This window comes from Microbacterium sp. B24 (assembly GCF_000333415.1).
Lineage (GTDB): Bacteria > Actinomycetota > Actinomycetes > Actinomycetales > Microbacteriaceae > Microbacterium.
This window is the reverse complement of record NZ_BADB01000086.1, coordinates 1-6,877: the sequence shown is the minus strand read 5'-3', so window position 1 is coordinate 6,877 and position 6,877 is coordinate 1. Positions and strand designations below refer to the sequence as shown.

Annotated in this window: 7 protein-coding genes and 1 pseudogene; 4 read left to right on the top strand and 4 right to left on the bottom strand. The window is 69.2% G+C overall.

What is annotated here, in order from left to right; all coding sequences use genetic code 11:
* From I5I_RS02010 to I5I_RS01995, 4 genes are all read left to right on the top strand, one after another.
* A partial coding sequence (locus I5I_RS02010) for an ABC transporter permease (RefSeq protein WP_036315839.1) occupies positions 1–1,030 on the top strand: 1,030 nt, incomplete at its 5' end.
* Positions 1,031–1,038: 8 nt separating this feature from the next.
* Positions 1,039–1,440 (top strand): cytidine deaminase, encoded by a 402-nt coding sequence (locus I5I_RS02005; RefSeq protein WP_036315842.1) that lies wholly within the window; start codon positions 1,039–1,041, stop codon positions 1,438–1,440.
* Positions 1,437–2,753, top strand: coding sequence for a thymidine phosphorylase (locus I5I_RS02000; RefSeq protein WP_036315837.1), 1,317 nt, complete (start codon positions 1,437–1,439; stop codon positions 2,751–2,753). Before I5I_RS02005 ends, I5I_RS02000 begins: the two co-directional genes overlap by 4 nt.
* A gap of 40 nt (positions 2,754–2,793) precedes the next feature.
* A complete protein-coding gene (locus tag I5I_RS01995) occupies positions 2,794–3,909 on the top strand; it encodes an adenosine deaminase (protein ID WP_036315835.1) in 1,116 nt (371 codons plus the stop codon).
* Between the two features lie 157 nt (positions 3,910–4,066).
* On the opposite strand, the gene I5I_RS01990 is transcribed toward I5I_RS01995, so the two are convergent.
* From I5I_RS01990 to I5I_RS16225, 4 genes and pseudogenes are all read right to left on the bottom strand, one after another.
* The gene (locus I5I_RS01990) at positions 4,067–4,816 is read right to left on the bottom strand and encodes an alpha/beta hydrolase (protein WP_036315832.1); all 750 of its coding nucleotides are present in this window, start codon (positions 4,814–4,816) and stop codon (positions 4,067–4,069) included.
* Between the two features lie 42 nt (positions 4,817–4,858).
* Positions 4,859–6,007 (bottom strand): mannitol-1-phosphate 5-dehydrogenase, encoded by a 1,149-nt coding sequence (locus tag I5I_RS01985; RefSeq protein ID WP_036315829.1) that lies wholly within the window; start codon positions 6,005–6,007, stop codon positions 4,859–4,861.
* Positions 6,007–6,444: a PTS sugar transporter subunit IIA gene (locus I5I_RS01980; protein ID WP_036315826.1), complete on the bottom strand. Its 438-nt coding sequence runs from the start codon at positions 6,442–6,444 to the stop codon at positions 6,007–6,009. The genes I5I_RS01985 and I5I_RS01980 overlap by 1 nt, the downstream gene beginning before the upstream one ends.
* Positions 6,445–6,571: 127 nt before the next feature.
* Positions 6,572–6,877 (bottom strand): annotated as a pseudogene (locus tag I5I_RS16225) (PTS mannitol transporter subunit IIB); the annotation flags it as partial.

Sequence of the window (6,877 nt, the reverse complement as noted above, 5' to 3'; positions counted from 1 at the left end):
TCTTCGTCCCGCCCGCCGGTATCGCCCGGTCGGGCTCTGGCTGCCGATCGTCTACGCCGTGCTCGCCATGGTCGCGTTCCTGACGTGGGCCGGTGCCGGCGCGTCCGGCGCCATCACTCTGGTCGGGCTGCTCGGCGGCTCGATCTCGCTCGCGGTGCCGTTGGTCTTCGGCGCCCTCGGCGGTGTCATCGGTGAACGGGTCGGCGTAGTCAACGTCGCGATCGAAGGGCAGTTCCTGCTCGGCGCGTTCACGGCGACCGTCCTTTCCAGCATCACGCAGAACCCGTTCGTCGGGCTCGTCGGTGCGATGCTCGGCGGTGTCGTCGTCGCCTTCGCCCTGGCCGCGTTCTCGATCAAGTACATCGTCGACCAGGTGATCGTCGGCGTCGTGCTGAACGTCTTCGTGTCAGGCCTCACCGGCTTCCTCTACGGCGTCATGCTCGCCCCCAACACGCAGACGCTCAACAGCCCGGCGCGGTTCGACCTCATCAAGATCCCGATCCTCGGCGACATCCCCGTCATCGGTCCGGCCCTGTTCAACCAGACCTTCCTCGTCTACTTCATGATCGTCGTCGTCATCGTCGTGACGTGGGGGCTCTACCGCACGCGCTGGGGCCTGCGTCTGCGGGCGGTCGGCGAGCACCCGCAGGCGGCGGACACCGTCGGCATCAAGGTCAACCCGACACGATTCTGGAACGTGCTGCTGGCCGGCGCGATCGCCGGCATGGGTGGCGCGTACTTCACCCTCGTCTCGGTGCCGCAGTTCACGAAGGACATGACGGCGGGGCTCGGCTATATCGCCCTCGCCGCCGTGATCTTCGGCCGTTGGGATCCGGTGCGGGCGACGCTCGCCGCGCTGCTGTTCGGATTCGCCACCAACCTGCAGAACCTGCTGACCGTGCTGAAGACGCCGATCCCCAGCGAGTTCATGCTCATGCTGCCGTACGTCGTCACGATCCTCGCGGTGGTCGGATTCGCCGGCCAGATCCGGGGACCCGCGGCATCCGGCAAGCCCTATATCAAGGAGTGACCTCTTTCATGACCGACATCGACTGGGACGAGCTGCGCGCCGTCGCCACCGAGGCCATGCAGCGCGCCTACGCGCCGTACTCCCGCTATCAGGTGGGGGCCGCGGCGCTGGTCAGCGATGGACGCATCGTTTCGGGCTGCAACGTCGAGAACGCCTCGTACGGCGTCGGGCTCTGCGCCGAATGCGCCCTCGTGGGCGATCTGCACATGTCCGGCGGGGGGCAGCTCGTCGCCTTCGTCTGCGTCAACAAGGACGGTGAGACGATCATGCCCTGCGGGCGCTGCCGCCAGCTGCTCAACGAGTTCGCTCTGCCGGGAATGCTGTTGGAGACCGTTTCCGGCATCCGCACGATCGATGAGGTGCTGCCGGATGCCTTCGGCCCGCGCGATCTCGAGGAGGTGTCGCGATGAGCGCGGCGCAGAGCGCGGCGGATGCCGCGGTCGAACCGTTCGACGCGGTCGACGTCATCCGTACCAAGCGCGACGGCGGTGCGGTGCCCGAGGACGCCCTGCGCTGGATGATCGACGCCTACACGCGCGAGTATGTCGCCGACTCGCAGATGGCGGCCTTCGCGATGGCCGTGCTCCTCAACGGCATGAACCGCGATGAGATCCGCGTCATGACCGATGCGATGATCGCCTCGGGCGAGCGCATGAGCTTCGCCGGCCTCGGCAAGCGCACCGTCGACAAGCACTCCACCGGCGGTGTGGGTGACAAGATCACGCTGCCGCTCGCGCCGCTCGTCGCGGCGTTCGGTGTCGCGGTGCCCCAGCTGTCCGGCCGCGGCCTCGGCCACACCGGCGGCACGCTCGACAAGCTCGAGTCGATCCCCGGCTGGCGCGCCGCCCTGTCGAACGAGGAGATGTTCGCGCAGCTGCGCGACGTCGGACCGGTGATCTGTGCCGCAGGCTCCGGCCTCGCTCCCGCCGACAAGCGTCTGTACGCCCTGCGAGATGTGACCGGGACCGTCGAGGCGATCCCGCTGATCGCGTCCAGCATCATGTCGAAGAAGATCGCCGAGGGTACCGACGCGCTCGTGCTCGACGTGAAGTTCGGTTCCGGCGCGTTCATGCGCGACGTCGAGAAGGCGCGTGAGCTGGCGCGCACGATGGTCGCACTCGGCACCGACTCGGGCGTGGCCACGACGGCGCTGCTGACCGACATGAACACGCCGCTCGGTCTCACCATCGGCAACGCCAACGAGGTGCGCGAGTCGGTCGAGGTGCTCGCCGGCGGTGGTCCGGCCGACATCGTCGAGCTGACCGTGGCTCTGGCCCGCGAGATGCTCGCCCTCGCCGGCCAGCCCGACGCCGATGTCGAGGCGGCGCTGCGCGACGGGCGCGCCATGGACGCGTGGCGAGAGATGATCCGCGCCCAGGACGGCGATCCCGACGCGGCGTTGCCGACACCGCGTGAGACGCATACCGTGGTCGCCGCTCGCGACGGCGTGCTGACGCGGATGGAGGCGCTTCCGTTCGGCATCGCCGCGTGGCGTCTGGGCGCGGGACGGGCGCGCGCCCAGGATCCCGTCATCCACGCCGCCGGCATCGACCTGCACGTCAAGCCCGGCGCATCCATCGTCGCCGGACAGCCGTTGTTCACCCTCCTGGCGGATGATGACAAGCGCTTCGAGCGCGCCCTCGACGCCCTCGAGGGTGCCTGGGAGATCGGAACGGATGCCCCGGCATCCACTCCGCTCGTCCTCGAGCGCATCACCGCCTGACCCTTCGCTCCACCCGCACCGCCCACCAGAAGGAAGCCCCATGGCCACCGACCCCTACGCCGACCCGAAGCTCGAGGGCGTCTCCATCCGCTCGCTTCCCAAGGTCTCGCTGCACGATCACCTCGACGGCGCGCTGCGGCCGCAGACGATCATCGAGCTCGCCGATGAGATCGGCCTCGACGTTCCGTCGACGGATGCCGAGGAGCTCGCCGACTGGTTCGAGGACCAGAGCGATTCGGGTTCACTCGTCGAGTACCTGAAGACGTTCGATCTGACGACCGCCGTGATGCAGAGCGCCGACGGCCTGCGCCGCGTCGCGAAGGAGTTCGTCGAGGACCTCGCCGCCGACGGCGTGATCTACGGGGAGGTGCGCTGGGCCCCCGAGCAGCACCTGGGCGGAGGGCTCTCCCTCGAAGAAGCCGTCGAGGCCGTGCAGGAGGGCATCGAGGAGGGCGAGGACGCCGTCGATCGCTCGGGTCGCGACATCCGGGTCGGCCAGCTCATCACGGCGATGCGTCATGCCGACCGCTCGCTGGAGATCGCCCGGCTCGCGGTCGCGTTCCGCGGCCGCGGTGCGGTCGGCTTCGACATTGCCGGAGCCGAGGACGGCTTCCCGCCGTCGCGTCATCGCGCCGCGTTCGATTATCTCGCCTCCGAGTTCTTCCCGGTGACGGTGCACGCGGGGGAGGCGGCGGGACTCGACTCGATCCGCTCCGCGATCCTCGACGGTCGCGCTCTCCGCCTCGGCCACGGTGTGCGCATCGCGGAGGACCTCGAGGTCGTGCAGCAGCAGGGCGACGAGGTGCTGGTGACCTTCGGCGACCTGGCGCGCTGGGTGCGCGATCGCGAGATCCCGCTCGAGCTGTCGCCCTCGTCGAACCTCCAGACCGGTGCGATCGCCGCGTGGGGCAAGAACCTCGAGGATCATCCGTTCGACCTGCTGTACCAGCTCGGCTTCGCCGTGACGGTCAACGTCGACAACCGCACGATGAGCCGCACCTCCCTCACGCGCGAGCTCGCGCTTCTGGCAGAGACGTTCGACTACGGCCTCGAAGATCTGGAGGCGTTCCAGCTGAACGCCGCCGCCGGCGCATTCCTGTCGGTGGAGGAGCGCGAAGAGCTCATCGAGCTCATCGGTGAGGGCTTCGACGCCTGACCGTCACCTTTCGGCTCGCTCCACGAACGATGTGGACGTGGGGGCGCGACGCGTCGCGCACGGCGATCAGCGCGGCTCGGTGTCGGCGGTGACGGAGCGTCCCCGCCGCAAGACGCCGTGACGGCTGCCGGAGGAGGATACCGCGTGCCGAGCCGGGTCAGCCCAGGGTGCCGACCAGATCGCCGACCTGGCGCACGACGACAGCCGCGACATCGGCGTCTCTCGCCGTGGGCGTGCCGTCGCCCGGCTGCGCGCCGTAGTCGCCGAAGGAGGCGTGCGAAGCGCCGGGGATGGTGACTATGACGGCATCGCCCGGCAGGTTGTGGCGGGCATCGGCGATCTTCTGCGGCGTCGACAGCCCGTCTTCCGAGCCGGCGAGGCTGAGGGTCGGAAGCGACGAGCCGGACAGATCGTTGGCGCAATACGACCCGAACAGCACGAGCCCGGCCGCGTCGGGGGCGAGCTGGCATGCGCGCACGCCGCCGAGGGAATGGCCGCCCACGAGCCATCGATCCACGCCGGGCGCGAGAGCCGTGAAGGTCGACAGACCGCGCGGATCGAAGAAGGCCAGGTTCAGCCAGGGCTTCGTGATGACGACGGTGAGCTCGTCATCGGTGACCAGGCCCGAGAGGATCGAGGCGTACGCCCACGGGTCGACCTTCGCCCCCGGGATGAAGACGAGACCGGTCGCGCTCGTCCCGGACGCGGGAGCCAGCACGATGCCCGCCGAATCGTCGCTGATCGCGATGCGCTCGTCGGCCCGGACGGCGGCGAGTGGTTCGGGTTCGGCGCCCATCACACCGACCTGGCTCCACACCAGCACGCCGACGACCGCCGCGACGATGATCGCGCCGAGGATGCCGAAGACCCATCGCCACGGATGCCGGCGATGGGTCTTCGATGTCATGGATCCGAGTCTATGCGGGCCGCTGCGCGCGGCGGCCCCCCCTCAGAGCTCGGACTGACGGAGGCGTACGACGGCTTCGACCGCGGCGAACAGCGGGTGGGACGGCTCGAGTCCGGTGACCGCGGCGGTGAAGGTCGCGGCATCCTCTTCGCGGAGGCGGCGCTGCATCTCGACCGACTGCTCGTCGTCGGGCTCGTCGAAATCGAGGGCGGCGCCGATCGCATCGACGAGCGCGCCGGTCGCCAGTCCGCGCTCCGCGGCAGCCGCAGCGGGTCCGACGAAACGCTCGTGGCGTGACAGCTTGCGCAGCGGCTGGCGCCCGACGCGGCCCACGGTGTCGGGAAGAGCCGGGTTGGCGAAGCGGCGCAGGATCGTCGACCGGTACTCGGCGAGCTCAGCGGCATCCCATCCGTGCACCGCGACCAGCAGTGCGGAGGTCTCCTCGAGCGCGGCGGCCACGCGGGCTGCGATGGACGGATCGGCCAGCGCGTCCGAGATCTTCTCAACGCCCGCACGGGCACCGAAGTACGCCGTTGCGGCATGACCGGTGTTCACCGTGAAGAGCTTGCGCTCGATGTACGGGGCGAGGTCGTCGACGAAGTGGGCGCCCGGAATGTGCGGCGGAGCATCGCCGAAGGGCGGACGTTCGATGGCCCATTCGAAGAACGGTTCCACGGTGACGTCGATGCCTGCGCCCTCCGGCTGCGCGGGCACGATGCGGTCGACGGCGGTGTTGGCGAACACCGCCCGGTTGCTGATCGCGTCCCAGGCGTCTCCGGCCTGCGCGCGGATCTCGTCGCGCAGGGTGTCGGTCGCCCCGATCGCGTTCTCGCACGCCATGACCTGCAGCGCCGGCCGCGACGGGTCGCGCAGCGCCAGGCCGGCGAGGATGTGAGGTGCCACGAAGCGCAGGATCGTCGGGCCGACCGCCGTGGTCACCACGTCGGCGGTGGCGATCTCGTCGATCAGAGCCTGCGGATCGCTGGCACTGTTGATCGCGCGGAAGCCCGTGACGACGGTGTCGGTGCCGCCGTCGCCGACTTCGCGGACGGTGTACTCCGAGGCGGCGTTGATCGCGTCGACCAAGGATGCCGCGACATCCGAGAACACCAACTCGTACCCGCCCTGGTGCAGCAGCAGCCCGACGAAGCCGCGACCGATGTTGCCGGCGCCGAAGTGGACGGCCTTCATCAGCCGTTCACCGTCGACAGCAGCGCGAAGAGCTCTTGCGCGGTGGTCGCGGCCTTCAGCCGTGCGACCTCCTCGTCCTCGGAGAACAGCAGAGCGATCTGCGACAGGATGTCGAGGTGCTCGTCGCCCTTACCGGCGATGCCGACGACGAAGCTTACCTTCTCGCCGTCCCAGTCCACGCCGCCGTCGTAGCGGACGAAGGAGAGTGCCGAGTCGAGAATCGCGTCTTTGGTCTCGTTGGTGCCGTGGGGGATCGCGAGCTCGTTGCCCATGTAGGTCGAGACCGTCTGCTCGCGCTGCAGCATCGCGTCGAAGTACGCGGACGTGACCGCACCCGCGGCTTCGAGGATGTCGGCGGCCTCCCGCATCGCCTCCTGCTTGCTCACCGTCCCCGGGTGGATGCGGACCTGGTCGATCTTCAGTACGTCGCGTGACATGTCATCCTCGTCTCTGTTCGATGCTCGTCCCGGTCATGGTACGTCCGGGACGTCGGCGTCGGGCCGCGGCCGCGGGGACGGGGCATCGCGCCTCCCGTCCCCGCGGCGTTCGCGGTGGGGCTGGTCGTCAGCCCCGATCCTTGTGCTGCTGGACCACCAGATCCACGACCTCGTCGTACTTCGGCGAGTTCATGAAGTTGTCCACAGATACGTGCGTGGCGTTCGGTGTGCGCCCGCGCGCGCGGTCGGTGAGCTGCTGCTGGGTGATCACGAGGTCCTCGCTGCCGTCGAGGTTCGCGATCGTCCTCGTTGGTCATCGAGACGTCGTAGACGCCGGCCTTCATGATCTCGTTGCGCAGCACGCTCGCACCCATGGCGGACGAGTCCATGCGGGCGTCGCACGCGAACACGATGTTCGTCACGCGCCCGACAG

What these genes read in the sequence shown, in the direction of transcription:
- I5I_RS02005 (WP_036315842.1), top strand. Translation starts at nt 1,039, where the DNA reads ATGACCGACATCGACTGGGACGAGCTGCGCGCCGTCGCCACCGAGGCC.
- I5I_RS02000 (WP_036315837.1), top strand. Translation starts at nt 1,437, where the DNA reads ATGAGCGCGGCGCAGAGCGCGGCGGATGCCGCGGTCGAACCGTTCGAC.
- I5I_RS01995 (WP_036315835.1), top strand. Translation starts at nt 2,794, where the DNA reads ATGGCCACCGACCCCTACGCCGACCCGAAGCTCGAGGGCGTCTCCATC.
- I5I_RS01990 (WP_036315832.1), bottom strand. Translation starts at nt 4,816, where the DNA reads ATGACATCGAAGACCCATCGCCGGCATCCGTGGCGATGGGTCTTCGGC.
- I5I_RS01985 (WP_036315829.1), bottom strand. Translation starts at nt 6,007, where the DNA reads ATGAAGGCCGTCCACTTCGGCGCCGGCAACATCGGTCGCGGCTTCGTC.
- I5I_RS01980 (WP_036315826.1), bottom strand. Translation starts at nt 6,444, where the DNA reads ATGTCACGCGACGTACTGAAGATCGACCAGGTCCGCATCCACCCGGGG.